Annotated in this window: 27 protein-coding genes; 12 read left to right on the forward strand and 15 right to left on the reverse strand. The window is 72.8% G+C overall.

Annotated elements, in window-relative coordinates; all coding sequences use genetic code 11:
* Positions 1–107: 107 nt before the first annotated feature.
* Positions 108–1,277 carry an elongation factor Tu gene (gene tuf / locus ACGF3I_RS04445; RefSeq protein ID WP_393129021.1) on the reverse strand — a complete coding sequence of 390 codons (1,170 nt, stop codon included), beginning with the start codon at positions 1,275–1,277 and terminating at the stop codon, positions 108–110.
* Between the two features lie 307 nt (positions 1,278–1,584).
* Positions 1,585–2,283 (reverse strand): DNA alkylation repair protein, encoded by a 699-nt coding sequence (locus ACGF3I_RS04450; RefSeq protein WP_393129022.1) that lies wholly within the window; start codon positions 2,281–2,283, stop codon positions 1,585–1,587.
* A 75-nt stretch (positions 2,284–2,358) separates the two neighbouring features.
* Here ACGF3I_RS04450 and ACGF3I_RS04455 point away from each other — a divergent pair, with 75 nt between their 5' ends.
* The 3 genes from ACGF3I_RS04455 to ACGF3I_RS04465 all read left to right on the forward strand — a co-directional run bounded on the left by ACGF3I_RS04455 (position 2,359) and on the right by ACGF3I_RS04465 (position 5,102).
* On the forward strand, positions 2,359–3,063 hold the full coding sequence (locus ACGF3I_RS04455) for a TVP38/TMEM64 family protein (RefSeq protein WP_393129023.1): 705 nt from the start codon (positions 2,359–2,361) through the stop codon (positions 3,061–3,063).
* Between the two features lie 277 nt (positions 3,064–3,340).
* On the forward strand, positions 3,341–4,216 hold the full coding sequence (locus ACGF3I_RS04460) for an undecaprenyl-diphosphate phosphatase (protein WP_393129024.1): 876 nt from the start codon (positions 3,341–3,343) through the stop codon (positions 4,214–4,216).
* A gap of 337 nt (positions 4,217–4,553) precedes the next feature.
* A complete protein-coding gene (locus tag ACGF3I_RS04465) occupies positions 4,554–5,102 on the forward strand; it encodes a Uma2 family endonuclease (protein WP_393129124.1) in 549 nt (182 codons plus the stop codon).
* Positions 5,103–5,359: 257 nt separating this feature from the next.
* Here ACGF3I_RS04465 and ACGF3I_RS04470 read toward each other — a convergent pair whose 3' ends face one another.
* Positions 5,360–5,731 carry a hypothetical protein gene (locus ACGF3I_RS04470; RefSeq protein WP_393129025.1) on the reverse strand — a complete coding sequence of 124 codons (372 nt, stop codon included), beginning with the start codon at positions 5,729–5,731 and terminating at the stop codon, positions 5,360–5,362.
* Between the two features lie 219 nt (positions 5,732–5,950).
* On the opposite strand from ACGF3I_RS04470, the gene ACGF3I_RS04475 reads away from it, so the two are divergent.
* The 3 genes from ACGF3I_RS04475 to ACGF3I_RS04485 all read left to right on the forward strand — a co-directional run bounded on the left by ACGF3I_RS04475 (position 5,951) and on the right by ACGF3I_RS04485 (position 7,325).
* A complete protein-coding gene (locus ACGF3I_RS04475; protein WP_393129026.1) occupies positions 5,951–6,127 on the forward strand; it encodes a hypothetical protein in 177 nt (58 codons plus the stop codon).
* 117 nt (positions 6,128–6,244) lie between these two features.
* Positions 6,245–6,442, forward strand: a complete 198-nt coding sequence (locus ACGF3I_RS04480; RefSeq protein ID WP_393129027.1) for a hypothetical protein — start codon at positions 6,245–6,247, stop codon at positions 6,440–6,442.
* An 82-nt stretch (positions 6,443–6,524) separates the two neighbouring features.
* Positions 6,525–7,325: a GNAT family N-acetyltransferase gene (locus tag ACGF3I_RS04485; RefSeq protein ID WP_393129028.1), complete on the forward strand. Its 801-nt coding sequence runs from the start codon at positions 6,525–6,527 to the stop codon at positions 7,323–7,325.
* 176 nt (positions 7,326–7,501) lie between these two features.
* Here ACGF3I_RS04485 and ACGF3I_RS04490 read toward each other — a convergent pair whose 3' ends face one another.
* The gene (locus ACGF3I_RS04490; protein WP_393129029.1) at positions 7,502–8,287 is read right to left on the reverse strand and encodes a crotonase/enoyl-CoA hydratase family protein; all 786 of its coding nucleotides are present in this window, start codon (positions 8,285–8,287) and stop codon (positions 7,502–7,504) included.
* 83 nt (positions 8,288–8,370) lie between these two features.
* On the opposite strand from ACGF3I_RS04490, the gene ACGF3I_RS04495 reads away from it, so the two are divergent.
* Positions 8,371–8,850 carry a nuclear transport factor 2 family protein gene (locus ACGF3I_RS04495; protein ID WP_393129030.1) on the forward strand — a complete coding sequence of 160 codons (480 nt, stop codon included), beginning with the start codon at positions 8,371–8,373 and terminating at the stop codon, positions 8,848–8,850.
* A 110-nt stretch (positions 8,851–8,960) separates the two neighbouring features.
* Positions 8,961–10,529: an apolipoprotein N-acyltransferase gene (lnt, locus tag ACGF3I_RS04500; protein WP_393129031.1), complete on the forward strand. Its 1,569-nt coding sequence runs from the start codon at positions 8,961–8,963 to the stop codon at positions 10,527–10,529.
* On the opposite strand, the gene ACGF3I_RS04505 is transcribed toward lnt, so the two are convergent.
* Entirely contained in the window at positions 10,453–11,358 is a 906-nt protein-coding gene (locus ACGF3I_RS04505; RefSeq protein WP_393129032.1) for a Gfo/Idh/MocA family protein, read from the reverse strand. The two genes, lnt and ACGF3I_RS04505, sit on opposite strands and share 77 nt — an antisense overlap.
* A 181-nt stretch (positions 11,359–11,539) precedes the next feature.
* On the opposite strand from ACGF3I_RS04505, the gene ACGF3I_RS04510 reads away from it, so the two are divergent.
* Positions 11,540–12,076, forward strand: a complete 537-nt coding sequence (locus ACGF3I_RS04510; protein WP_393129033.1) for a DinB family protein — start codon at positions 11,540–11,542, stop codon at positions 12,074–12,076.
* Between the two features lie 63 nt (positions 12,077–12,139).
* On the opposite strand, the gene ACGF3I_RS04515 is transcribed toward ACGF3I_RS04510, so the two are convergent.
* The 7 genes from ACGF3I_RS04515 to ACGF3I_RS04545 all read right to left on the reverse strand — a co-directional run bounded on the left by ACGF3I_RS04515 (position 12,140) and on the right by ACGF3I_RS04545 (position 18,193).
* Positions 12,140–12,577 (reverse strand): hypothetical protein, encoded by a 438-nt coding sequence (locus ACGF3I_RS04515; protein WP_393129125.1) that lies wholly within the window; start codon positions 12,575–12,577, stop codon positions 12,140–12,142.
* Positions 12,578–12,749: 172 nt separating this feature from the next.
* Entirely contained in the window at positions 12,750–13,433 is a 684-nt protein-coding gene (ung, locus tag ACGF3I_RS04520) for a uracil-DNA glycosylase (protein ID WP_393129034.1), read from the reverse strand.
* 96 nt (positions 13,434–13,529) lie between these two features.
* Positions 13,530–15,110 (reverse strand): ABC transporter substrate-binding protein, encoded by a 1,581-nt coding sequence (locus ACGF3I_RS04525; protein ID WP_393129035.1) that lies wholly within the window; start codon positions 15,108–15,110, stop codon positions 13,530–13,532.
* Positions 15,111–15,239: 129 nt separating this feature from the next.
* On the reverse strand, positions 15,240–16,001 hold the full coding sequence (locus tag ACGF3I_RS04530) for an SDR family oxidoreductase (RefSeq protein WP_393129036.1): 762 nt from the start codon (positions 15,999–16,001) through the stop codon (positions 15,240–15,242).
* 17 nt (positions 16,002–16,018) lie between these two features.
* Positions 16,019–16,780: a 3-oxoacyl-ACP reductase FabG gene (gene fabG / locus ACGF3I_RS04535; RefSeq protein ID WP_393129037.1), complete on the reverse strand. Its 762-nt coding sequence runs from the start codon at positions 16,778–16,780 to the stop codon at positions 16,019–16,021.
* A gap of 148 nt (positions 16,781–16,928) precedes the next feature.
* Entirely contained in the window at positions 16,929–17,312 is a 384-nt protein-coding gene (locus tag ACGF3I_RS04540) for a DUF3037 domain-containing protein (RefSeq protein ID WP_393129038.1), read from the reverse strand.
* Positions 17,309–18,193 carry a HipA family kinase gene (locus ACGF3I_RS04545; RefSeq protein ID WP_393129039.1) on the reverse strand — a complete coding sequence of 295 codons (885 nt, stop codon included), beginning with the start codon at positions 18,191–18,193 and terminating at the stop codon, positions 17,309–17,311. Before ACGF3I_RS04545 ends, ACGF3I_RS04540 begins: the two co-directional genes overlap by 4 nt.
* A gap of 110 nt (positions 18,194–18,303) precedes the next feature.
* Here ACGF3I_RS04545 and ACGF3I_RS04550 point away from each other — a divergent pair, with 110 nt between their 5' ends.
* Positions 18,304–18,759, forward strand: coding sequence for a Rieske (2Fe-2S) protein (locus tag ACGF3I_RS04550; protein ID WP_393129040.1), 456 nt, complete (start codon positions 18,304–18,306; stop codon positions 18,757–18,759).
* Here the strand turns inward: ACGF3I_RS04550 and ACGF3I_RS04555 are convergent.
* On the reverse strand, positions 18,746–19,396 hold the full coding sequence (locus ACGF3I_RS04555) for a cysteine hydrolase (RefSeq protein WP_393129041.1): 651 nt from the start codon (positions 19,394–19,396) through the stop codon (positions 18,746–18,748). The two genes, ACGF3I_RS04550 and ACGF3I_RS04555, sit on opposite strands and share 14 nt — an antisense overlap.
* A 115-nt stretch (positions 19,397–19,511) precedes the next feature.
* Between ACGF3I_RS04555 and ACGF3I_RS04560 the strand changes: the two genes are divergently transcribed.
* Complete coding sequence (locus ACGF3I_RS04560; RefSeq protein ID WP_393129042.1) at positions 19,512–19,988, forward strand: pyridoxamine 5'-phosphate oxidase family protein; 477 nt, start codon at positions 19,512–19,514, stop codon at positions 19,986–19,988.
* On the opposite strand, the gene ACGF3I_RS04565 is transcribed toward ACGF3I_RS04560, so the two are convergent.
* Positions 19,985–20,908, reverse strand: a complete 924-nt coding sequence (locus ACGF3I_RS04565) for a LysR family transcriptional regulator (protein ID WP_393129043.1) — start codon at positions 20,906–20,908, stop codon at positions 19,985–19,987. The genes ACGF3I_RS04560 and ACGF3I_RS04565 overlap by 4 nt on opposite strands.
* A 74-nt stretch (positions 20,909–20,982) precedes the next feature.
* Between ACGF3I_RS04565 and ACGF3I_RS04570 the strand changes: the two genes are divergently transcribed.
* Complete coding sequence (locus tag ACGF3I_RS04570) at positions 20,983–21,960, forward strand: DMT family transporter (protein WP_393129044.1); 978 nt, start codon at positions 20,983–20,985, stop codon at positions 21,958–21,960.
* Here the strand turns inward: ACGF3I_RS04570 and ACGF3I_RS04575 are convergent.
* The gene (locus ACGF3I_RS04575; RefSeq protein ID WP_393129045.1) at positions 21,954–23,294 is read right to left on the reverse strand and encodes an aminotransferase class I/II-fold pyridoxal phosphate-dependent enzyme; all 1,341 of its coding nucleotides are present in this window, start codon (positions 23,292–23,294) and stop codon (positions 21,954–21,956) included. The two genes, ACGF3I_RS04570 and ACGF3I_RS04575, sit on opposite strands and share 7 nt — an antisense overlap.
* Positions 23,295–23,309: the final 15 nt, after the last annotated feature.

The following is a 23,309-nucleotide window of genomic DNA, read 5'->3' on the forward strand; positions in this document are numbered from 1 at the left end:
GGAGACCCTGCCCGATGTGGGCCCCCGGCGCGGCCAGCGGCGGCCGGCCCCGCGGGGGGGGGGCCCCCCCGCCGCGGCCGGGGGGGGGGGGGGGGGGGGCCGCCCGGTCACAGGAGCGTGCCGACCGTTCCGGCGCCGACCGTGCGACCGCCTTCGCGGATGGCGAAGCCGAGGCCCGGCTCCAGGGGCGTGTCCCGGCCGAGCTCGACGGTCATGGCGACCGTGTCGCCGGGCCGGGCGACGGCGAGCTCGCCGAGGTCCACGTCGCCGACCACGTCGGCGGTGCGGATGTAGAACTGCGGACGGTAGCCGGTGGCGATCGGTGTGGACCGGCCGCCCTCGCGGGTCGACAGGACGTAGACCCGGGCGGTGAACCTCCGGCTCGGTGTGACGCTGCCCGGCTCGGCGACCACGTGGCCGCGGCGGACCGCGTCGCGGGGCACGCCGCGCAGGAGCAGCGCGACGTTGTCGCCGGCCTGCGCCGACTCCATCGGCTTGCCGAACGTCTCCAGACCGGTGACCACCGACTCGACGTCCGCGCCCAGAACCTGGACGCGGTCGCCGATCCGCACGGTGCCGCGCTCGACGGCTCCGGTGACGACGGTGCCGCGTCCGGTGATGGTGAGCACGTTCTCGACAGGCAGCAGGAACGGCGCGTCGACATAGCGCTCCGGCATCGGCACATAGGTGTCGACGGCGTCGAGCAGCGCGCCGATCGCTTCGGTCCACCGCGGGTCGCCCTCAAGGGCCTTGAGGCCGGACACCCGCACCACGGGCACGGCGTCTCCCCCGTATCCGTGCGCGGAGAGCAGTTCGCGCACCTCCAGCTCGACGAGGTCGCTCAGCTCCTCGTCGCCCGCGTCCGCCTTGTTGAGCGCGACGACGATGTGGTCGACGCCCACCTGGCGGGCGAGCAGGACGTGCTCGGCCGTCTGCGGCATGATCCCGTCGAGCGCGGAGACCACCAGGATCGCGCCGTCCAGCTGGGCGGCGCCGGTGACCATGTTCTTGACGTAGTCGGCGTGGCCCGGCATGTCGACGTGCGCGTAGTGGCGGGTGTCGGTCTCGTACTCGACGTGCGCGATGTTGATGGTGATGCCGCGGGCGGCCTCCTCCGGGGCCCGGTCGATGCGGTCGAACGGCACGAACGTGCCGGTGCCGCGCTCGGCGAGCACTTTGGTGATGGCGGCGGTCAGGGTGGTCTTGCCGTGGTCGACGTGGCCCATGGTGCCGATGTTGAGGTGGGGCTTGGTGCGTACGTATGCCGTCTTGGGCATGGCTGAGTGTCCCTCGCGTGGTCGCGTAGCGGTTGCTGGGACCCCTGGGTCCGGCCGACCCTCCCCGTACGGGGTCCGCCGGACGATCCGGGAAGGGTCAGCTTCGGGCGCCGCCGAGGGGCGCCACGGTCACGACTGCGTCGGCCGCTGTGAAGACGGCAGCCTTCGGCGCGCCCGCGACTGCGGGCTCCGCTGCGAGGAAGGCGTACCTGGACATGCCGCCGATCATCCCTGGTGGGCGGCGACGCGTCGAATGGTTTTCCGCGGACGGGAGTTGGCGGCTGTGAGGGCGGCCCGGCGCGCTGCGCTACAGGTTCTTCAGCGCCTCGCGCACCGACAGCGGCGACAGGCGGTGCTGCTCGGCCGTGACGAAGGCGCGGACCGCGCCCGGGTCGCTCTTGGCGTACTCGCGCAGGCACCAGCCGATCGCCTTGCGGATGAAGAAGTCCGGGTGAGCCGCGCGGCGCAGGCAGTAGGCGAAGAGCCGGTCGGCGTCGGTGCGCTGTTTGTAGGTGAGCTGGTGGAGCAGGGCGGTCCGGGACAGCCAGAGGTCGTCGTCGTCGATCCACCGGTCCATCACGGCGGTCAGGGCGTCGTCGGCCGCCACCAGCGGGCCGACGACATGGGCGGCCAGATGGTCGACGGTGTCCCACCAGGAGGTGGTGGTCACGAGGTGGCGGGCCACCGGCAGGAAGGCGGACGAGCACACCCGCACATGACGGCGCAGATAGTCGACCGCGAAGTAGTGGTACTCGCGCTCGGGCAGCTCCCAGCACCGCAGCGCCACGGCGGCGCAGTCCTGCTCGGTGGGCCGGGGCACACCGTCGAGCACCGTCCGCGACAGCGCGCGCCGCTCGGGGCTGCGGATGCCGAGGAAGGGGGCGGCGCCCTTCATGTACGCGATCATCTCGGCCGCACGGTGCGGGTCGCCCCCGCCGGGATAGACCCGAACCAGCCGGTCGAGCACGTCGTCGGCGAGCGGGCTGCGGGGCACGCGGGGCGTCATGGGGCCACCGTACGGGCAGGGGGCGGTGGGACGTTGCTTACGGCGGGATTCGCCCGGGTCGGTTAGGCTCCCTTGATGTTCGAGCCCGTTGCCCGACCGACGCCAGGTCTCGCCGCCCGCTGCGGGAGAGCACTGCTCTCCCCCTGGGCGCGGCTCGCGCTGCTCGTGGTGGTGCTCGTCGCGGCCGGGAGCGCGGTGCTGGTCCTCGAACCCCAGCGGATGCTCGCGGACGGCTGGCCGCCGCAGGTGGGCGGGGCCGGGGCGGTGGTGCTCTTCGCGGTGGCGTACGGGTTGTGCACGGCGGCGTTCGTCCCCCGCCCGATCCTCAATCTGGCGGCCGGCGCCCTCTTCTCGACCTGGGCCGGATTCGCGTCCTCGCTCGCGGGCACGGTGCTGGGCGCGGGCATCGCGTTCGGGCTCGGACGGCTGCTCGGCCAGGACGCGTTGCGGCCGCTGGTACGGGGCCGCTGGCTGAAGGCCGCGGACGGGCAGCTGTCGCGGCACGGGTTCCGCTCGATGCTCGCGATCCGCCTCTTCCCCGGCGTGCCCTTCGCCGCCGCCAACTACTGCGCCGCCGTCTCCCACATGAGCTGGACGGCGTTCCTGGTGGCGACGGGCCTCGGCTCGGTGCCCAACACCCTTGCCTATGTGGTCGCCGGCAGCAGTGCCTCGTCCCCGACGTCGCCCGCGTTCCTGATCGCGATGGGGTTCATCGTGCTGAGCGGGGCCGCCGCGGCGGCGGTGGCCTGGCGCAAGCGGCACGGGCTGCGCAAGCGGTAGCGGCCTCCGGGCGGCCCGTGCGTCGCGGACGACCCGTGCGTACGCGGCCGGTGCATCGCGGACGACCCGTGCGTATGCGGTCGGGAGACCGCCGCGCCCCCTGCGCCATCCCGCATCCCAGGGGCCGCCCTGCGTCAACCGGCCGTTAACCGGGACTCGTTAGCGTCCCCCTCGACCCGCAGCAAGATCACCGGTGCGGCCGGGCCGCCCGGGGCCGGGCCGGCCTCGGCGTGCCCGCCGGCCGTGGCCCCGACCCCCTTGGATGGCGCAACAACCCATGTCCTGGTTCGAATCGTTCATACTCGGGCTCGTCCAGGGGCTCACGGAGTTCCTGCCCGTCTCCTCCAGCGCGCACCTGCGGCTGACCGCCGCGTTCGCGGGCTGGCAGGACCCGGGTCCCGCCTTCACGGCGATCACCCAGATCGGCACCGAGACGGCCGTCCTCATCTACTTCCGCTCCGACATCGCGCGGATCGTCTCGGCCTGGTTCCGCTCGCTCACCGACCGGTCCTGCCGCGGCGACCACGATGCCCGGATGGGCTGGCTCGTCATCGTGGGCTCGATCCCGATCGGAGTGCTCGGCATCGTCCTGAAGCACCAGATCGACACCTCGTTCCGCGATCTGCGGGTGATCGCCACCACGCTGGTCGCGCTGGGCGTCGTGCTCGGCGTGGCGGACCGGCTCGCCGCGCGCGACGAGACGGGGGGACGCCACCGCGCCGCCAGGGAACGCAAGTCGCTGCGCGAACTGGGCACGAAGGACGGCCTGGTCTTCGGCATCTGCCAGGCCATGGCGCTCATCCCGGGCGTCTCCCGCTCCGGCGCCACCATCAGCGGCGGGCTCCTCATGGGCTACACCCGCGAGGCGGCGGCCCGTTACTCGTTCCTGCTCGCGATCCCGGCCGTGCTCGCCTCCGGGGTCTTTGAACTCAAGGACGCGGGCGGCCCGGGGCAGGCGCCGATGCTGCCCACGCTCTTCGCCACCGTGGTCGCGTTCGCGGTCGGCTACGCGGTCATCGCCTGGTTCATGAAGTTCATCTCCAGCAAGAGTTTCCTGCCGTTCGTGGTCTACCGCATTGCCCTCGGCATCCTGCTGTTCGTGCTGGTCAGCATGGGTGTGCTGAGCCCGCACGCGGGCGAATCCGGCGGCTGAACCAGGACCGCGCAGGTAGCGCTGCCGAGCCTTTCCCAGCGCCCGACTGCAGCGCCACTCCGAGGTCGCCTTCCGCTTGCCTTCCCCGCATCTCCCCGCAGGGAGCCGGGATACGACCCGGCGCCAAGCTGACAGCTCGTCCACGGACCAGACCGTCCGGATCCACACCGAGATGATCACCGGCCTCCGGCCCCTCGGACCCGCTCGGGCCGCGTGCGAGGTCCGCGCTGGACTATGCTGCCACCAGCGTTGCGCCCGTGTCCGAGATCCGGGATGAGGGCCCCTGACCTCTTCGAGGCCCCTGGAGGAAGCCGTGACCGCCGAACTCCCCGACTGGATGATCCCGCCCAGGATCAGCGGCTGGGAAGCCGATGACCTCGACCTCCTCTCCCAGGCACCGCGGCACACCGAACTCATCGACGGAGCCCTGATCTTCATGATGTCGCCGCAGCGGTCCTGGCACGCCCGGCTGGTGGAGAACCTGACCTTCGCCCTGCGCCAGGCCGCCCCGGTCGGGTTCGACGCCGAGCGTGAGATGACCGTCAGGCTCGACAAGAAAAGCCGCCCCGAGCCGGACATCCTGGTCACGACCGCCCCGTACGACCCCGACCGGACGTGGTACGCGCCCGAGGACGTCGTCCTGGTCGTCGAGGTCGTCTCGGAGGAGTCGGCGGACCGCGACCGCTCCCTGAAGCCCTTCAAGTACGCACAGGCCGGGATCCCCCACTTCTGGCGCGTCGAGGACGAGACCGGCGCTCCCACCGTCCACACCTACGAACTCGACACCATGACCAGCACCTACGTGGCCACCGGCATCCACCGCAACCGGTTGAGGGTCTCCGTCCCCATCCTCCTCGACATCGATCTCGACAGCCTCGTGCCCTGACCGCCCCTCCCTGGCGCCGAGCCTCGGCTTCGCGAGCGGGAAGCGCAGGCCGCCCCACGCCCCCGCGACGGCGAAGGTGAACGGTTCCCGGGGGCTGGGGAGTGGCTCGACGAAGATCGACACGGTCCCACCGCCCTGTTCGTCCTCGTCCGGCTCGGCACGGATCGTCCTCGTCCGGCTCGGCACGCTGAGTCCCGGACGCGGGCGGTGGTCCGTGACCCGCCCGGTGCGGCCGCCGCAGGTGGGGGTCGACCGCGTCAGTCCGCCGCCGGCCCCTCGCCCCTGAGCTCCTCCGAGCGCAGCGCCAGGTCCTGCAGGACGTCGGCCGACGTCACGTCCTGCTCCCCGGAGTCATGGACCTGGGCCAGCGCCATGAAAGCCAGGCTGAAGGCGGCCACCAACTGGCGGATGGCGCCGCCGACATCCCGCGCCACCAGGGTGGCCACCTCCTGCGGGGTCGCGTCGGCGGGGATCTCGATGTGCGGCATCGTCTCGTTGAGCAGAGCGGTCACGATGCCGATCTCCGTTTCCTGGGGCGCCCGTTCGCCGTCCTGCTCCAGTCGCCGGCGGTAGTCGCCGGCCTCGGTGAGAATGCCGATCACGCGCTTGAGAACCTCGCTCTGCTCCATCCCGCGAGGATAGGCGCCGCCGCCCGCCGGGGTGCCGGTCAACGGACCGGCCGCGCCGGACAGTTGTGGCGGCGGGCGCGGCGGCGGCCCGTTCCCGCTGTCCGGTTCGCGCTCCCGGAACGGCTCGTACCGGTCGTCTCTTCCCGTTCAACGGCCGGAAAATGGCTGAGAGTTCCCACTCCGTGGCGCTGGGTCACCTCGTGGCCGTAGGCTTGTCCCATGCCCCCGACACCCGACCACCGATTCCTCCGCCCCGCCGACGTGGTGAACGCGGAGATCCGCTCGCTCTGGGAGCAGTCCGACGGCCGCCTCACGCCCGACGAGGAGGAGCGCTATCACGGGCTCCTGGTCGAATGGGCGGCCGCCGTGCGCGGCGGCGCCGTCCAGGCGGCGTGACGCACATCGCTCCAAACCCCCTCCCGCCTGTGACCTTGCCCACCCCGCACCGCTGTCACCTGCGCTTCGGCGTTTATGGCCTGGCCGGGTGTCCGACCCGGCCCGTAGCCTGAACCCATGACTTCCTCCCCCGACCGGCCCGGCCCCGCGCCGTCCGACGCGGATGCCGCCAACGACGCCATCCGTGCGCTCGTCGACGGCGCGGACGGTCAGTGGCCCGCGGAGGAGTACGAGCGCCTGCTCGCCGAGTGGGCGGCGGCGGTCGGTGAACGGGCCCCGCTGGCCGCCGGAGCCGGCGCCGAGCCCTGCGCCTGAGCCCAATCACGAGCCCGAGCCCGAGCCCGAGCCACCGCATTTTCGGTTGCCGCCGCTCACGGCACGGTGCTGCACTGGCCCGATGCACACCAACGCGCCGAGTGGCGCCCCCGATGACGACCTGCTCGCGGTCTTCGACCGGCAGCTGCGCCGCGACGCCCGTCCCGAGGGACCGAGCGCCAGGGTGGAGCGCAGCGGGAGCGTCGTGCGGCAGGTGGGCCCCGAACCGGTGTGGAACGGCATCCTGTGGTCCGCCCTCACCGCGGCGGACGCGGACGGCGAAATCGCCGCGCAGATACGGCACTTCGAGGCGCTCGGCACCGAGTGGGAGTGGAAGCTGTACGCCCATGACCGGCCCGCCGACCTCGGACGGCGGCTGCTGGCCGCCGGGTTCGAGGCCGAGCCCGAGGAGACGGTCATGGTCGCCCGGGTCGCCGACCTGCCCCACGACGTGGCTCCCGCGCCCGGGATCACCCTGCGCCCGGTGACCGACGAGGCCGGGGTGGAACTGATGGTCCGGGCCCACGAAGGGGCCTTCGGCACCCCGTCCGCCCGGCTCGGTGAGCGGCTGCTGAGCCAGTTCGCCGAGGCGCCCGACACCGTCGTCGCGGTGGTCGCCATGGCCGGGGACGAGCCGGTGAGTTCGGCCCGCATGGACGTCCACCCCGGAACCGACTTCGCGAGCCTGTGGGGCGGTGGCACCCTGCCCGCGTGGCGCGGCAAGGGCATCTATCGCGCCCTGGTCGCCCACCGCGCCCGGATCGCGGCCGAGCGCGGCTTCCGCTACCTCCAGGTCGACGCCTCCGACCAGAGCCGCCCCATCCTGCGGCGCCTCGGCTTCACTCCGCTGACGGCGACCACCCCGTACATCCGCCGCCCGTAAGGCAGTTGGGCTCGCGGGGCCGGCTCCGTGCAGCAGGTCACGCAGCAGGTACGCAGCGCGCGGCGGGCCGCCCCGCCCACCCGCGGGGGTCCCTGGGACCGTCCCGCAGGGCCCCCGCAGCCGTCCCGCACAGGTCCCGCACGGGCCCCCACCCCCGTCCCGCGCCCGTCCTGTTCTCAGGCCGGGGCGTCGAAGGCGCCGTGCCGGCCCTCCCCCGCCGCGAACCGCCGCGCGCCCTCGGCGGCCTCGCCCAGTGCGCGGACGCCGTGCCGCACCTCGTTGCGCAGGGCGTCGTGTTCACCGAGGCCCTCCTGTTCGAGCAGGGACATCCGGTCGTGGCGCAGACACGTCTGCGGGAAGGCGGCGAGCTGCGCGGCGAGCCGTTCGGCCGCCGCGCGGGCGGTGCCCGGGGGCACGACGCGGTCGGCCAGGCCGATGGCACGGGCCTCGGCCGCGTCCACGGGCCGCCCGGTCAGGACGAGGTCCATGGCGCGGCCCGCCCCGATCAGCCGGGGCAGCCGCACCGTCCCGCCGTCGATCAGGGGCACCCCCCAGCGGCGGCAGAAGACACCGAACACGGCGTCCTCCTCCACCACCCGCAGGTCGCACCAGAGCGCGAGTTCGAGCCCGCCCGCCACCGCGTGCCCGGACACGGCCGCGATCACCGGCTTGCCGAGCCGGAGCCGGGTCGGGCCCATCGGCCCGTCGCCGTCCTCGGCCACCGTGTTGCCGCGTTCGGTGCCGATCGCCTTGAGGTCCGCGCCCGCGCAGAAGGTGCCGCCCTCGCCCCACAGCACCGCCACCGCGGCCTGTTCGTCCGCGTCGAACGCCCGGAAGGCGTCGGCCAGCGCCCGTGCGGTCGGTCCGTCCACCGCGTTGCGCGCGGCGGGACGGGACAGGATCACCGTGGTGACCGGGCCGCGGCGTTCGCTGCGTACCGCGGGGGCCGTTTCGTCAGTCATGGCGCCAGCGGTAGCACGCGGCCCCAACCAGCCACAAGTGCGCGCCTCTTGGCGTGGGCGGTCTGTCGGCGGACACTGTGCCGATGACGCAGCGCGTGGATCTCGGGACCCTGCTGGACCGCCTGGCCATCGACGAACTCATCACCGGATACGCGGGGGCGGTCGACGACGGGGACTGGGCGGCCTACCGCGCCCTGTTCGCCGCCGACGGCCGCGCGGACTACCGCCCGGCGGGCGGCATCGAGGGGCCGGCCGAGGACGTGGCGCGGTGGCTCGCGGAGACGATGCGGCTCTTCCCGGTGCGCCAGCACCTGATCGCCAACCGGCTGCTCACCCTCCAGGACCTCGGCGGCTATCCGGGAGACCGGGCCGAGCTGCGCGCCGACTACCTCAACCCCATGTGCTTCGGCGCCGACGACCCGGCCGCGCCGCCCGAGCCGGCCTTCGAGTCCGGCGGACGCTACGCGTTCTCGCTGATCCGTACGGACGAGGGCTGGCGCCTGCGGTCGGTGACGGTGCACGAGAAGTGGCGGCGGATGTCGGGGGCGCTCGCCGGGGCCTGAGGGCGGGCGGGGCGCGCCGGGCGCGGGGCCGTCTGTGCGGCCCGGCTCCTCTCCCGCACACTGGCAGTGCGGTACACCACTGATCACGGGGGTGGACAAGGAGGCGCTGCATGCGGATCCCGGTCGGCCACGGCCCGCGGTCGAGCTCTGCCTGGTGGCGCGGCGCGGCGGCGCTGCTCGCCGGGGCACTGCCCTCGCTCGCCTTCCCCGCGCCCGCGCTGTGGTGGCTCGCCTGGGTGGCGCTCGTGCCGCTGCTGCTGCTCGTACGGTCGGCGGGCAGCGTCCGGCGGGCGGCGCTCGACGGCTGGCTCGGCGGTACGGGCTTCATGTTCGCGGTGCACCACTGGCTGCTGCCGAGCCTCAACGTCTTCATCGTCGTGCTCGCCGCGCTGCTCGGACTGCTGTGGGCGCCGTGGGGCGTCCTGGTGCGTGCGGCGCTGGGCGGCGGGCCGTCGGTGGCGCGTGCCCTGGCCGCGCTCGCGGTGGTGCCCTCGGGATGGCTCCTGGTGGAACTCGTCCGCTCGTGGCAGGGGCTCGGCGGCCCCTGGGGTCTGCTCGGCGCGAGTCAGTGGCAGGTGCCCTGGGCGCTGCGGCTGATGTCGGTGGGCGGAGTGTGGCTGGTCAGCCTGCTGGTGGTGGGGGTCAACACAGCGGTGGCGCTCCTTGTGGTGTGGCCACCCCTTCGAACGGCGACGGTGTCGCTACTCGTGGTGGGTGCGCTCGCCGTGGCGGCGGTGGCGGTGTGGGCTCCGCACATGACGCGGGACGGTCATTTCAAGGTGGCCGTGGTCCAGCCCGGGGTGATCGAGAACGGTGACGCCCGGTTCGCCCGCAGCGAGACGCTGACCCGGGCGCTCGCGGGACAGCACGTGGATCTCGTGGTGTGGGGCGAGAGCAGTGTCGGGCAGGACCTGGCGGCCCGGCCGGACCTGGCGGCACGGATCGCGCGGCTCTCCTCCCAGGTCGGCGCGGACATCCTGGTGAACGTGGACGCGCGCCGGTCCGACCGGCCGGGGATCTTCAAGAGCTCGGTGCTGGTGGGGCCCGGCGGGCCGACCGGGCAGCGCTACGACAAGATGCGGCTGGTGCCGTTCGGCGAGTACGTCCCGGCCCGTTCCCTGCTCGGCTGGGCCACCTCGGTCGGCAAGGCCGCGGACGAGGACCGCAGGCGCGGCACGACGCCGGTGGTGATGACGCTGCCGGACGCGGTGCGGGTGGGGCCGCTGGTGTGCTTCGAGTCGGCCTTCCCCGACATGAGCCGTCATCTGGTGCGCGGCGGGGCCCAGTTGCTCGTCGCGCAGTCCTCGACCTCCTCGTTCCAGGACACCTGGGCGCCCGCGCAGCACGCCTCGCTCGCCGCGCTGCGCGCCGCCGAGACGGGCCGCCCGATGGTGCACGCCACGCTGACCGGCATCAGCGCGGTATACGGCCCCGACGGCGGGCGGATCGGCTCCTGGCTGCCCACGTCCGCGAGCACGGCGGCGGTGTACGACGTGCCGCTGACCACCGGCACCACGCCCTATGTGCGCTTCGGCGACTGGGCGGTGTACGCGGCTCTCGCCGCCCTCGTCCTGTACGCGGCGGCCGCGGGCGCGCGGGCGTTCAGGAAGCCTGCTCCAGGGCCTCCCGCACCACCCGCTCGCACAGCTCGTGCGTCAGGAGCGCGTCCTGTGCGCTGAGCGTCTTTCCGGCCCGTACGGCGTCGAGGAAGGACAGCACGGACTGCTCGATGCCGCGCTGGCGCGCCACGGGCACCCAGTCGCCACGGCGGCGCAGGGTGGGCTGGCCCTTGTGGTCCACCACCTCGGCCAGGTTGAGGACCTGGCGCTTGGTGTCCTGGCCGGAGACCTCCAGGATCTCCTCGGTGGAGCCGTTCATCCGGTTCATGGTGCCGATGGCGGTGAAGCCGTCGCCCGAGAGCTGGAGGACCACGTGCTCCATCAGTCCCGCGCGGACCCGGGCCCGCACCACGGTGTGCTCGACGGGGCCGGGCGCCAGGAAGCGCAGGGTGTCCACGACGTGGATGAAGTCGTCCAGCACCAGGGTGCGCGGGTCCTCGGGCAGACCGACGCGGTTCTTCTGCATCAGGATCAGCTCGCGCGGGTGGTCGGCGCACTGCGCGTAACCGGGGGCCAGCCGCCGGTTGAAACCGACGGCGAGGCTGACGCCGCGCTCCTCGGCGAGCGCCACCAGGCGCTCGGACTCGGCGAGTTCGTAGGCGAGCGGCTTGTCGACATAGGTCGGAACGCCCGCTTCGAGGAGCTGGGTCACGATCTGCGGGTGCACCGCCGTCGGGGCGTGCACGAACGCCGCGTCCAGGCCCTGCGCCAGGAGCGAGGCGAGGTCGGTGTGGCGCTGCGCGGCCGGTATCCGGTGGGCGTCGGCCACCGCGGCGAGGGTGGCGGGGGTGCGGGTCTGCAAATGCAGTTCCGTGCCCGGCAGCATGGTCAGAACCGGCAGATAGGCCTTCTGCGCGATGTCCCCGAGCCCGATGCATCCGACCTTCACGGGGTTCTCCTGTCGCCGAGCGGTGTGCTGCTTGCTTGCCTGGTCAGCATACGTGCGGCCGATTCCCGCCACACCGGGTCCCGGGCGGGGCGGGGTGGGCTGGGCCGGCGCGCGCTCCTCGGCCGGGTCGACGCTCGGATAACCGTTGGCCAAGACCCTGGTCACGGGCCAGGATGGCGCCATGACGACCTCAGAAGTACCGTCGGCCGAGACCGACGCGCGCACCGAGCCGGCCCTGGACGCGACCGAGCGGGCCATGCTGGACGGCTGGCTCGAATACCACCGCCGGACCCTCGCGATGAAGTGTGCCGGGCTGACCGACGAGCAGCTGAAGAGCACCCCCGTCCCGACGTCCGCGCTCACCCTGCTCGGGCTGCTGCGCCATCTGTCCGAGGTCGAGCGCTGGTGGTTCGTCTCGGTGTACGCGGGCGGGACCACCGACGGCGTGTACGGCACCGACGAGGACCCGGACGGCGACTTCCACTTCGGCCCCGACGACACCTACGCCGAGGCCCTGGCCACCTGGACCGCCGAGGTGGCGTCCGCCCGCGAGAGCGCGGCGGGGCGCGGCCTGGACGAGCTGAGCGTCGGCACCGCGCGGGGCGGCAAGCACTTCAGTCTGCGCTGGATCTACACGCACATGATCGAGGAGTACGCCCGCCACAACGGCCACGCGGATCTGCTCCGTGAGGCGATCGACGGCACGACCGGGGACTGAGGGCCGCCCGCGGCCACGCGCCCGCGCGTGCACAGCTTTTGACGGTCCGTCACCCCGCGCCGGCTACACCGCGTCCAGCTGCCGCTCCAGACGGCGTACCGCTTCGCGGATGTCGTTTCCGTACGCGTCGTCGGCGAGCGCGTCCAGCGCGTCATGGGCCCGGTCGAGGTGGCGGCGGGCCTGCTCGGGGCGGTGGAGCTTCACATAGTCGGCCGCGAGGTTGAGGTGGAGCGAGGGATAGAAGGCGCGGACCGCGAGCGAGTCGTGGTGCTCGGCGAGCCGGGCCTGGCTCAGGCCGTCCGCCGCCGCCAACGCCCTTATGTCCCAGGCCAGTTCGTCCTCGGGGTCGTCCTGGGCGTCCGCCATGTAGTGGGCCAGGGTGCAGCGGTGGAGCGCGTCTCCGTCCGCCCCGATCTCCGACCAGAGGGCGGCGAAGCGGTTGCGGGCCTCCTCGCGGTCCCCGCCGTGGAGCAGCATCATCGTCTGCCCGATCCGGGTCATCACGATGTCCCCCAGGGCCTTCTGCCTGTCCGTCACCACGGTCTCCACCAGTCGTCGCACGTCCACCGAACCGAACGTCCTCGACGCTAGCCGCCGCCACTGACAATCGGTCCGAGGCTCGGGCGGGCGGGCCGGCCTGTCAGCCGGACGCCCCCGTCCGCCCGGACCGGGCTCAGCCCAGGTTCGGGATGCGCCAGTCGATCGGGGTGTGGCCCTGGGCCGCGACCGCCGCGTCGATCTGGGAGAACGGGTGGGAGCCGAAGAACTTCTTGGCGGACAGCGGCGAGGGGTGGGCGCCCTTGACCACGACGTGGCGCTCCTCGTCGATCAGCGGGAGCTTCTTCTGCGCGTAGTTGCCCCACAGCACGAACACCGCCGGGTCGGGGCGCGAGGCCACGGCGCGGATCACCGCGTCGGTGAACTTCTCCCAGCCCTTGCCCTTGTGCGAGTTGGCCTCGCCGGACCGGACCGTGAGCACCGCGTTGAGCAGCAGCACGCCCTGCTCGGCCCACGGCATCAGATAGCCGTTGTCCGGGATCTCGTACCCCAGCTCGTCGCGCATCTCCTTGTAGATGTTGCGCAGCGAGGGCGGTGTCCGCACACCGGGCCGCACCGAGAAGCACAGGCCGTGCCCCTGGCCCTCGCCGTGGTACGGGTCCTGACCGAGGACCAGGACCTTGACCTTGTCGTACGGCGTCGCGTCGAGCGCCGCGAACACCTCGTCGCGCGGCGGAAAGACGGGGCCCGCCGCCCGCTCCTCCTCGACGAACGCGGTGAGCTCCTTGAAGTACGGCTTCTGGAGCTCCTCGCCGAGGACGCCCTGCCAGGACTCGGGCAGCATGGCGATATCGGTCACGTCAACAACCTCCGTGGGACATACGGTCACCGCAACCCTCGCTGCGGATCTCCGAACCTACCCGCCGCCACTGACAGCGCCGTCCGTGCCCGTCGGCTACCAGCTGGTCTTGCGGTGCAGCTCCCACAGCTGCATGACCGTCTGCGGGTCCATCGCGCGCTCGCCGCCCGCGATGTCGTCGCTCGCCGCGATGTAGAGCTTGCCCTGCCACAGCGGCAGCAGGCGTACGTCGTCGACGAGGACGTCCTGGGCCCGCTCGAACTGCCGGCTGGCCGCGCCCCGGTCGGAGATCTGCCGGGACTGCGGGATGAGCTGCATGATCTCGCGCGGCTCGTAGGGGGTGCCGACCGCGTTGTCCTTGCCGACGAACGGCGCGATGAAGTTGTCCGGGTCGGGGAAGTCGGGGAACCAGCCGCGTCCGAAGACGGGGAAGTCGCCGGCCTGGAAGCCTTCCGTGTAGGTCTTCCAGGGGCGGCTCTTGAGCGTCACGGTGAAGAGGCCGGAGGCGTCGAGCTGGCGCTTGAGTTCCTGGAACTCGGCGGCCATGGAGGAGCCGTAGCGGTCGGTGGTGTACCAGAAGGTGAGCGGGACGGGCGCCGTGACGCCGGCCTTGGCCAGGATGTCCTTGGCCTTGGGGACACTGGGCGAACCGAAGGTGTCGAAGAAACTCGTGGTGTGTCCGGTGACGCCGGTCGGGACCATCGAGTACAGCGGTTCGGCGGTGCCCTTGTAGACCTTCGCGACCAGCGCGTCCCGGTCGACGACCTGCGCGACCGCGCGGCGCACCGCCGGGTTGGCGGCGTGCGGGTCCTTGGGGTTGAACACCAGGAAGCGGATCTCGGTGCCGGTGTTCTCGACGAGCTGGAGGGGCTTGCCCGCGGCCTTCTGCGCGCGTATGTCCTCGACCTCGTCGGCGGTGATGCCGCGGTAGGTGACGTCGATCCGCCGGTCCTTGAGGGCGTCCACCATGGTGGTGGAGTCGCGGAAGTAGCGGATGGTCACGCCGTCGTTCTGGGGCTGGGCGAAGCCCCGATAGCTGTCGTTCCGCTTCAGCACGGCCCGGTCCCCCGGCTCGTACGAGTCCAGGGTGTAGGGGCCCGAGCCGGTGAGCCCGCCGTCGTCGCGCAGCTTGTCGGCCGGGTAGCGGGCCGGGTCGACGATCGACATGGCGGGAGCGCCGAGCACGTACGGGAAGGTCGCGTCGGGCTTGTTGAGGTGGAAGGTGACGCCCAGCTCGCTGTCGGCGGTGACGTGGTCCAGGCTGCTGAGCAGGCCCTTGGGGCCCGCCTTCACATTGATCCGCACGATCCGGTCGATCGAGTACTTGACGGCCCGCGCGTCGAGCTTCGTCCCGTCGGAGAAGGTCATTCCCTTGCGCAACGTGCAGCTGAAGGTGCGGCTCGACTTGTCCTGGAAGCCGCAGGACTGCGCGGCGTCGGGCTGCGGGGTGTTGCTGCCGGTCGGGAACGCCACGAGGGTCTGGAAGACATTCCGGTACAACTCCCACGAACCGTCCCAGGACGCCGCCGGGTCGAGCGTGCTCGGTTCGCTCGTCGTACCGATCGTGATCCCTTGCTGCGCCTGCGAACCGCCGCTCGGCAGCAGTCCGCAGCCGGCCAATAGGGACAAGGACGCAAAAGCCGTGAATGTGCGCCGGCGGCTGGTCCGTCTGAACACGTGCACGCTCCTCGATCGGCCGTGGATCGGCAGACCATACCGCAGCGCCCCGCTGGGTCAACCGACCGTCTCAGCGGGGCACTTGGCATATACAGGAGCAAACCGGCTCAGGGGTGACGGACCGCTCCCTCAGTGCACTCCGACGTTCAGGAACAGACCGCCGTCGACGACCAGCGTCTGTCCGGTGACCCACGCCGACTGCTCGGAGGTGAGGAAGGCGGCGGCGCCGCCGATGTCGGACGGCACGCCGAGCCGGCCCATCGGGTAGGCCGCGGCGGCCTCCTCCTCGCGGCCCTCGTACAGGGCCTGTGCGAACTTGGTCTTGATCACGGCGGGGGCGATGGCGTTGACCCGGACCGCGGGCGCGAACTCGTGCGCCAGCTGGAGGGTCAGATTGACCATGGCCGCCTTGCTCATGCCGTACGCGCCGATGAAGGGCGAGGGCGAGACGCCGGCGATGGACGCGATGTTCACGATCGCGCCGCCGTTCTCCTTCTGCCACGCCTTCCAGGTCCGCTGCGCGAAGCCGAGCGCGGAGATCACGTTCGTCTCGTACACCTTGCGCGCGACGTTCAGGTCGAGGTCGGCCATCGGGCCGAACACCGGATTGGTTCCGGCGTTGTTGACCAGGAAGTCGATCCGCCCGAAGGCCTCCATGGTCCGCTCGACCGCGTGCGCCTGGTGGGCCTCGTCGGCGGCCTTGCCGGCCACCGCGACGACCCGGTCGGAGCCGAGCCTCTCGGCGGCCTCCTTGAGGGCGTCCTCGCCTCGGCCGGTGATGCACACCCGGTCACCGCGGGCCACGAGCGCCTCGGCGACGCCGTATCCGATGCCCCGGCTGGCCCCGGTGATCAGGGCGACCTTGCCGGACAGTTCAGGAAGTTCAGTCATGTCGCTCGTCCCCGGCATCAGTTGAGCGGTCCGCCGGCCACGTACATGACCTGGCCGGATACGAAACCGGCGGCGTCGCCGGTGAAGAAGGCGATGGCGTTGGCGATGTCCTCGGGGAAGCCGACGCGCTGGACCGGGATCTGGGTGGCGGCGGCGGCCTGGAATTCCTCGAAGCCCATGCCGACGCGGGCGGCGGTCTGCGCGGTCATCTCGGTGACGATGAAACCGGGCGCGACCGCGTTGGCGGTGATGCCGAACTTGCCGAGTTCCTTGGCGAGGGTCTTGGTGAAGCCCTGGAGCCCGGCCTTGACCGCGGAGTAGTTGGCCTGGCCGCGGTTGCCGAGCGCGGAGGAGGACGACAGCGAGACGATGCGGCCCCACTGGGCGTCCACCATGTGCTTCTGACAGGCCTTGGCCATCAGGAACGCGCCCTTGAGGTGGACGTTCATCACGGTGTCCCAGTCGGACTCGCTCATCTTGAAGAGGAGGTTGTCGCGCAGCACGCCGGCGTTGTTGACGAGGATGGTCGGAGCCCCGAGCTCGGCCGCCACGCGTGCGACGGCCGCCTCCACCTGGGCGCTGTCGGAGACGTCGCAGCCGACCGCGACGGCCCGGCCGCCCGCCGCGGTGATCGTGTCGACGGTGTCCTTGCAGGCCGCCTCGTCGAGGTCGAGTACGGCGACGGCCCGGCCCTCGGCCGCAAGCCGGACGGCGGTCGCGGCGCCAATGCCGCGCGCCGCCCCGGTCACGATGGCGACACGCTGCTCGGTGGTGGACATGCTGTTCTCCTCGCCCTGGGATCCGCGGCCCTCAGTCACTGAGCAACCGCTTAGTAGCTTCAGCAGACGTGACGCTAGAAGCCCTGGCACCCGGTGTCAACGGCACACGGATTCCCCGGCGCATGTCACACCCGCCGGCGGGCCGGCCTCAGCGCACGAGCAGGTCGAGCAGCCGCTCGGCCTCGGCCCGCGGATCCGTGGTCAGACCGGTGTGCACGGGGCCGGGCTGCACGACGGTGGAGCGCGGCGCGATCAGCCAGCGAAAGCGCCGGCCCGCGTCGTCGCCCGCCGCCTGGCCCGCCCCCTCGCCGCCGCCGCACACGCCCTCGACGGCGCGCAGCGCGGCCCGCACGCCCGGCACGTCGGCGGCCGGGTCCAGCGCCTTCAGCTTGGCCTCGTCCAGGTGGGTGCGCGCCGCGACGAAGGAGTGGGCGCGGCAGTAGACCAGGACGCCCGCGTTGAAGCATTCACCGCGCTCGACGCGTGGCACCACGCGCAGCAGCGCGTACTCGAAGACATCGCGCTTGCTCACCGGTCGTCGTCCTTCGTGCTGGTCGTGATGGTGTGCTCGCTGTCGCCGCTGTTCTTCGTGGGGTGCGGCCACGGCTTGAGGTGGTCGGTCAGCCAGCCGGGCGCGCGGGAGGGCCGGGGCGCGGCCGGGGCGTCGAGCGTGATGCGTTCGTGGATGGTCGCGGCGCGGGCGAGCAGCGGCTCGATGTAGGCGCGGCGCAGCTCGTCGGTCGTCGCGAAGCCGGGCTCGTCGACCAGCCACTCGTCGGGGACGAGCGCGGTGACCTCGGTCAGGAGTTCCTCGGTGACCAGCGGCGCGAGCCGGGCGGCCGCGGCGGCCACATCGGGGCCGAACGGGGCGAGCGCGTGGTCGGAGGCGTTGTACGGTTTGGCCGCCGAGGCCTGGGCGCCGGGCCAGTTGTGGTGCCAGATCATGGTGGCGCCGTGGTCGATGAGCCACAGGTCGCCGTGCCAGACCAGCATGTTGGGGTTGCGCCACGAGCGGTCGACGTTGTTGATCAGCGCGTCGAACCACACGACGCGGCCCGCCTCGGCCGCGTCCACCTCGTAGGCGAGCGGGTCGAAGCCGAGCGACCCCGGCAGGTAGTCCATGCCGAGGTTCAGGCCGCCGCTCGCCTTCAGGAGTTCCTGCACCTCCTGGTCGGGTTCGGACAGGCCGATGACCGGGTCGAGCTGGATGGTGACGAGCTCCGGCACGCGCAGCCCGAGCCGGCGGGCGAGTTCCCCGCAGACGACCTCCGCAACCAGCGTCTTGCGGCCCTGGCCCGCCCCGGTGAACTTCATGACGTACGTGCCGAGATCGTCGGCCTCGACGATGCCGGGCAGTGACCCGCCCTCACGCAACGGCGTGACGTACCGGGTCGCGGTGACTTCAGTGAGCATGGGCACAGGCTACTTCGCGCCCCACCGGCCCACCGGCCGCTGAACGCCCCGGGCCTTCCTCCCGTACTCCCCCACGCAGCTACGCGTCGTAGATCGAGAGGACAGTCAGCATGAGCACCGAAACGCAGGCCGTACCCGGGGCGGCGCCCGCGCGCCGCACCGTCATCGCGTGTGTCGGCGCGGCCGGGCTCGCCGCCGCGCTGACCGCGTGCGGGAGCGGCTCGGACGGCGGCGACCCGGCCGCCGCGCCGGCCGGGAACGGCGGCGGCAAGGACGGCGGGAGCGTGCTGGGCAGGACGTCGGACATCCCGCAGGGCGGCGGGAAGGTCTTCGCCAAGGAGGGCGTGGTGGTCACCCAGCCGGCCGCCGGCCAGTTCAAGGCGTTCTCCGCGAAGTGCACGCACCAGGGCTGCGCGGTGTCGTCGGTGTCGGACGGCACCATCAACTGCCCGTGCCACGGCAGCAAGTTCGATGTCGCGGACGGCAGCGTCAAGGGCGGTCCCGCACCGTCCCCGCTGCCCGCGGCGGCCATCTCGGTGGAGGGCGGTTCGATCAGGCTCGCGTGATCCGGCGGCCCGCCCTGAGACAGCCCAGGATGTCGTCGGTGGTGCTCACCGTGGCGACCAGGGCCAGGGTGTGGCGGATCATCGCGGGGGTGTAGTCGGCCGGCACCCCCGCGATGGCGTCGGCGGGGACCACGGCGGTGTAGCCGAGGTTGACCGCGTCGAAGACCGCGTTGGGGATCGCCACATTGGCCGACACGCCGGTGACGATCAGGGTGCGGCAGCCGAGGTTGCGCAGGAGCGGGTCCACGTCGGTGCCGGACACCGGCGAGAGGCCGTGCAGACGGCGCACGACGATGTCCTCCTCGGACACCTCGATCGGCTCCGCGACGCGCACCGCGCGCGAGCCCGAGTACTGCTGCACGGGCAGGCGCTCGGCGGCCCGGAACAGCCGGGCGTTGCGATTGGCGCCGCGCCCGTCGGGGCGGCGTTCGGCGACGGCGTGCAGCACCTGGACGCCCGCCTCGTGCGCCCCGGCCACGAGCCGGGCCACATTGGCCAGCACCCCCGACTCCCTTGCCTGCCGGGCGAGTTCGGGCAGAGCGCTGTCCGCCCCGACCACGCCCTGCTGGCACTCCACGGTCATCAGGACCGTCGAGGCGGGGTCGAGCTGTTCCGCGAGGAGTTCCTTCGTCGCCATGGCGCGGGAGGCTAACCCCCATTGCGTGCCGGGGGAAGAGCGCGCCATGATTCCTGACGTAGCGTCAGAAGGCCGATGGGTGCGGGCCCATGGGGTTCGCGGAAGGGGAGGCGCCATGGCCGTCACACAGCGCAGGGGCCGCCGGATCATGATGAGCGAGGAGGAGCTCGACGCCTTCCTCGGCGAGCAGCGCACCTGCCGGCTCGCCACGGTCTCGGCGGACGGCAGCCCGCACGTGGCGCCGCTCTGGTACGTCTGGCACGAGGGCTCGCTGTGGCTGTACTCGATCACCCGCAGCCGGCGCTGGGCCCAGCTCGGCAAGGATCCGAGGGTGGCCGTCGTGGTGGACGACGGGACGGAGTACGGGGAACTGCGCGGAGTGGAACTCGGCGGCAGCGTCGTGCCCGTCGGCGAGACACCGCGCACCGGGGAGCCCTGCCCCGAACTCGACGCCGTGGAGCTCTTGTTCGCGGCCAAGAACTTCGGCCTCACCGAGATGGTGCACGACGGCCGGCACGCCTGGCTGCGCCTGACGCCGGACACCGTGGTGTCGTGGGACTTCCGCAAGCTGGGCGGGAACTTCGCGCGCTAGCCCTGCCCGCGACCGGGTCGGACCAGCCGCGCCCCGGCCTCCGCGAGCGCGTCGACCGCGGCCCTGATCGAGGGCCTGCGGTCGGCGTCCGCGCGCCAGACCGCGTACACATGCCGGCTCATCGCGGCCCGCACCGGGACCACGCGGACCCCGTCGGGGATCGGGCCACGGCCCAGACGCGGGGCGATGCTGACGCCCAACCCCGCTTCCACCAGGGCGAGTTGGGTGGCGTGCTCGCGCGCCACATGGGCGATCCTCGGCTCGATCCCCTTGCCGCGCAGGGTGAACAGGAGCCACTCGTTGCAGAACTCGCCGTCGGGCCAGGTGATCCACTCGTCGTCGGCGAACTCCTCCAGGTCCACCGCCTCGCGCCCGGCCAGCGGATGGCCGGCGGGCACGGCCACGTCCGCCAGGTCGTCGAGCACGGCCCGCTTGGCGAGCCCGTCGGGCAGCGGCAGCGGCTTGTTGTACCAGTCGAGCACGAGGGCGAGGTCGAGGTCGCCGAGCAGGACCCCGCGCACCGATTCGTCGGCCTCCAGCTCCTCGGAGCGGACGGCGAGCTGCGGGTGTTCGGCGCGCAGCGCGGCGAGCGCCGCGGGAAAGAGGCCGCGGGCCGCGGTGGCGAAGCCCGCGATCCTGAGCTCACCGACGACGCGGTCCCGCTGCGCCTCCAACTCGGCCTGCGCCACCTGCACTTGGGAGAGGATGCGGGCGGCGTGCTCGGCCAGCAGACGCCCCGCGTCGGTGAGCCGCACGCCCCGGCCGTTCTTGGCGAGCAGCGGCTGACCGGCCTCGCGCTCCAGCTTGGCGAGCTGCTGGGAGACGGCGGAGGTGGTCACGTGCAGGGTGTCGGCGGCGCCGCCCACCGAGCCGTGCCGGGCCACCGCGTCGAGGGTGCGCAGACGCTCCAGATTCAACATGTAAGCGATGCTAACCGATGACCTCGGCCAAGTCTCGCTTGTGCTACGCGGTGCTGGGCCTCATCGTGGTCGTCATGAGCACCGCCACTCCGCCCCGGCCCTCCTCCCCCTCGCTTCCCTCGACCGCCGAAGCGACCGCACCCCCGGCCGCCGGACGCCGTCCCGCCCTCGACTGGCGCCTCCGGTTCACCGGGCTCTCGCTGATCTGGGGCTTCAGCTTCCTCCTGATCAAGGTCGGCACCGACGGCTACGCGCCGTTCCAGGTCACCTTCGGCCGGCTGCTCTTCGGCACCCTGGTCCTGGCGGCGGCGATGGCGGTCAAGCGGCAGGGGCTGCCGCGCGGCCGGCGCACCTGGCTCCATGTGACGGTCGCGGCGCTGCTCCTGAACGCGGCGCCGTTCTCGCTGTTCGCCTACGCGGAACTGAGCATCCCCTCCACGCTGGCCGGCATCTGCAACGCCACCTCCCCGCTGTGGGGCATGGCCCTGTCGATGGTGGCGCTCTCCGAGGACCGGCCGACCCGGCGCCGGGTGGCGGGCCTCGGCCTCGGCTTCGTCGGGGTGCTGACGGTGCTCGGCGCGTGGCAGGGCTTCCACGGCCTGGACGTCACGGGCACCGCCCTGGCGCTGCTCGCCTCGCTCTGCTACCCGATCGGCTGGATCTACGTACGGCGCACCCTCGCGGGCAGCGGGCACTCCAACCTGTCCCTGATCGGCTCCCAGCTCGGCGTCGCCACGCTCCAACTCGCCCTGGTCACCCCGCTGTTCGCGGGTTTCCCGGCGTCCTTCCCGGTGGTGCCGCTGCTGGCCGTCGCCGCGCTCGGGGCGCTCGGCACGGGGCTCGCGGTGCTCGTCCAGTACGGGCTCGTCAACGAAGTGGGCCCGACCACGGCCCAGATGGTCACCTACTTCATCCCGGTCATCGCCACCGCCGCCGGCGTCGCGGTCCTCGGTGAGGGCCTCAGCTGGAACACGCCGGTCGGCGCGGCCGTGGTCCTGGTGGGCGCCGCGCTCACCCAGAGCCGCCCGCGGGCGAGGCCGGGCGTTCAGTAGGCGTAGCGGGATCCGGGCCCCGGGCCGGTCGCGGACGCGACGGCGTCCGCGACCGGCACGATGTCCTCCGGGCTCAGACGGGACACGGTGATCCGCACCCCCGGCGGCGAGGCCATCCGAAAACGCGCGCCGGGTGCCACGGCCCAGCCCGCGTGCAGCAGGCGGGACACCGCCCCCGTCTCGTCGGGCACCGGCACCCACACCACGAAGCCGCTGCGCCCGTGGGCCTCGACCCCGCGCGCCCGCAGCGCCGCGAGCAGGCCCTCGCGCCGCTCGCGGTAGGAGCGGGCGACCCGGTCGGGCTCGATGGCGTCGGTGGTCCACAGGTGCACGACGGCCCGCTGGAGCAGCCTGCTGACCCAGCCGGGCCCGAGCCGCTGGCGTCCGCGCACCCGGTCGAGCGTGACGGCGTCACCGGTGAGCAGGGCGAGCCGCAGGTCGGGACCGTACGCCTTGGCCACCGACCGCACGAAGGCCCAGTGTTCGGTGACCGGGGAGACGGGGTGCAGCGGCAGGTCGACCATGCCGTGGCCGTGGTCGTCCTCGACGAGCAGCACCCCGGGGTGGCGGGCGAGGACGCCGCGCAGCGCCCGGGCGCGGGCCGCGCTCACGGCCGCGCCGGTCGGGTTCTGGGCCCGGCAGGTGATCACGACGGCCCGGGCGCCCGCCGCGAGGGCGCGTTCGAGCGCCTCGGGCAGCGGCCCCTCGTCGTCGAGCGCCATCGGCTCGGGCCGCAGGCCGAGCGCCGGCACGAGGTCGAGCAGCGCGCCCCAGCCCGGGTCCTCGATCGCCACCGCGTCGCCCGACCGCAGATGGGCGGTGAGGACGCGCTCGATGGCGTCGAGCGAGCCCGAGAGCACCCCGACCGGGCCGTCCGGGACCCCCTGTTCGTCGAAGGTGGCGCGGGCGAGCCGGGCGAGTTCCTCGTCCACGGGCGCCTGCCCGTAGAGATAGCGGCCGGGGTCCTCGGCGGTGGCCCGCGCGGCGGCGGCCAGCGCCTCGGCGAGCGGGGGCAGCAGCCGCGGGTCGGGGTTGCCGTCCGCGATGTCGCGCACGCCGGGCGGCACGTCCGCGCGGATGAGGTCGCGCGCGGTGCTGGCGGGCCTCGGGCGTACGCGACTGCCGCGCCGGCCCGCCGTCTCGATCACCCCGCGCTCGCGCAGCAGGCGGTAGGCGGCGCCGACGGTGTTGGGGTTCACCCCGAGCCGGGTCGCCAACTCCCTGAGTGGAGGCAGCAGTTGACCCGGTTCGAGCCCGCCCGAGCCCACCGCCCGCTCCACGCTCTCGGCAATCTCCGATGCGCGGCGCCCTTCGATCCGATATTCTCCTAGCACAAACAACATTATGCA

This window comes from Streptomyces sp. NPDC048111, from assembly GCF_043202815.1.
Lineage (GTDB): Bacteria > Actinomycetota > Actinomycetes > Streptomycetales > Streptomycetaceae > Streptomyces.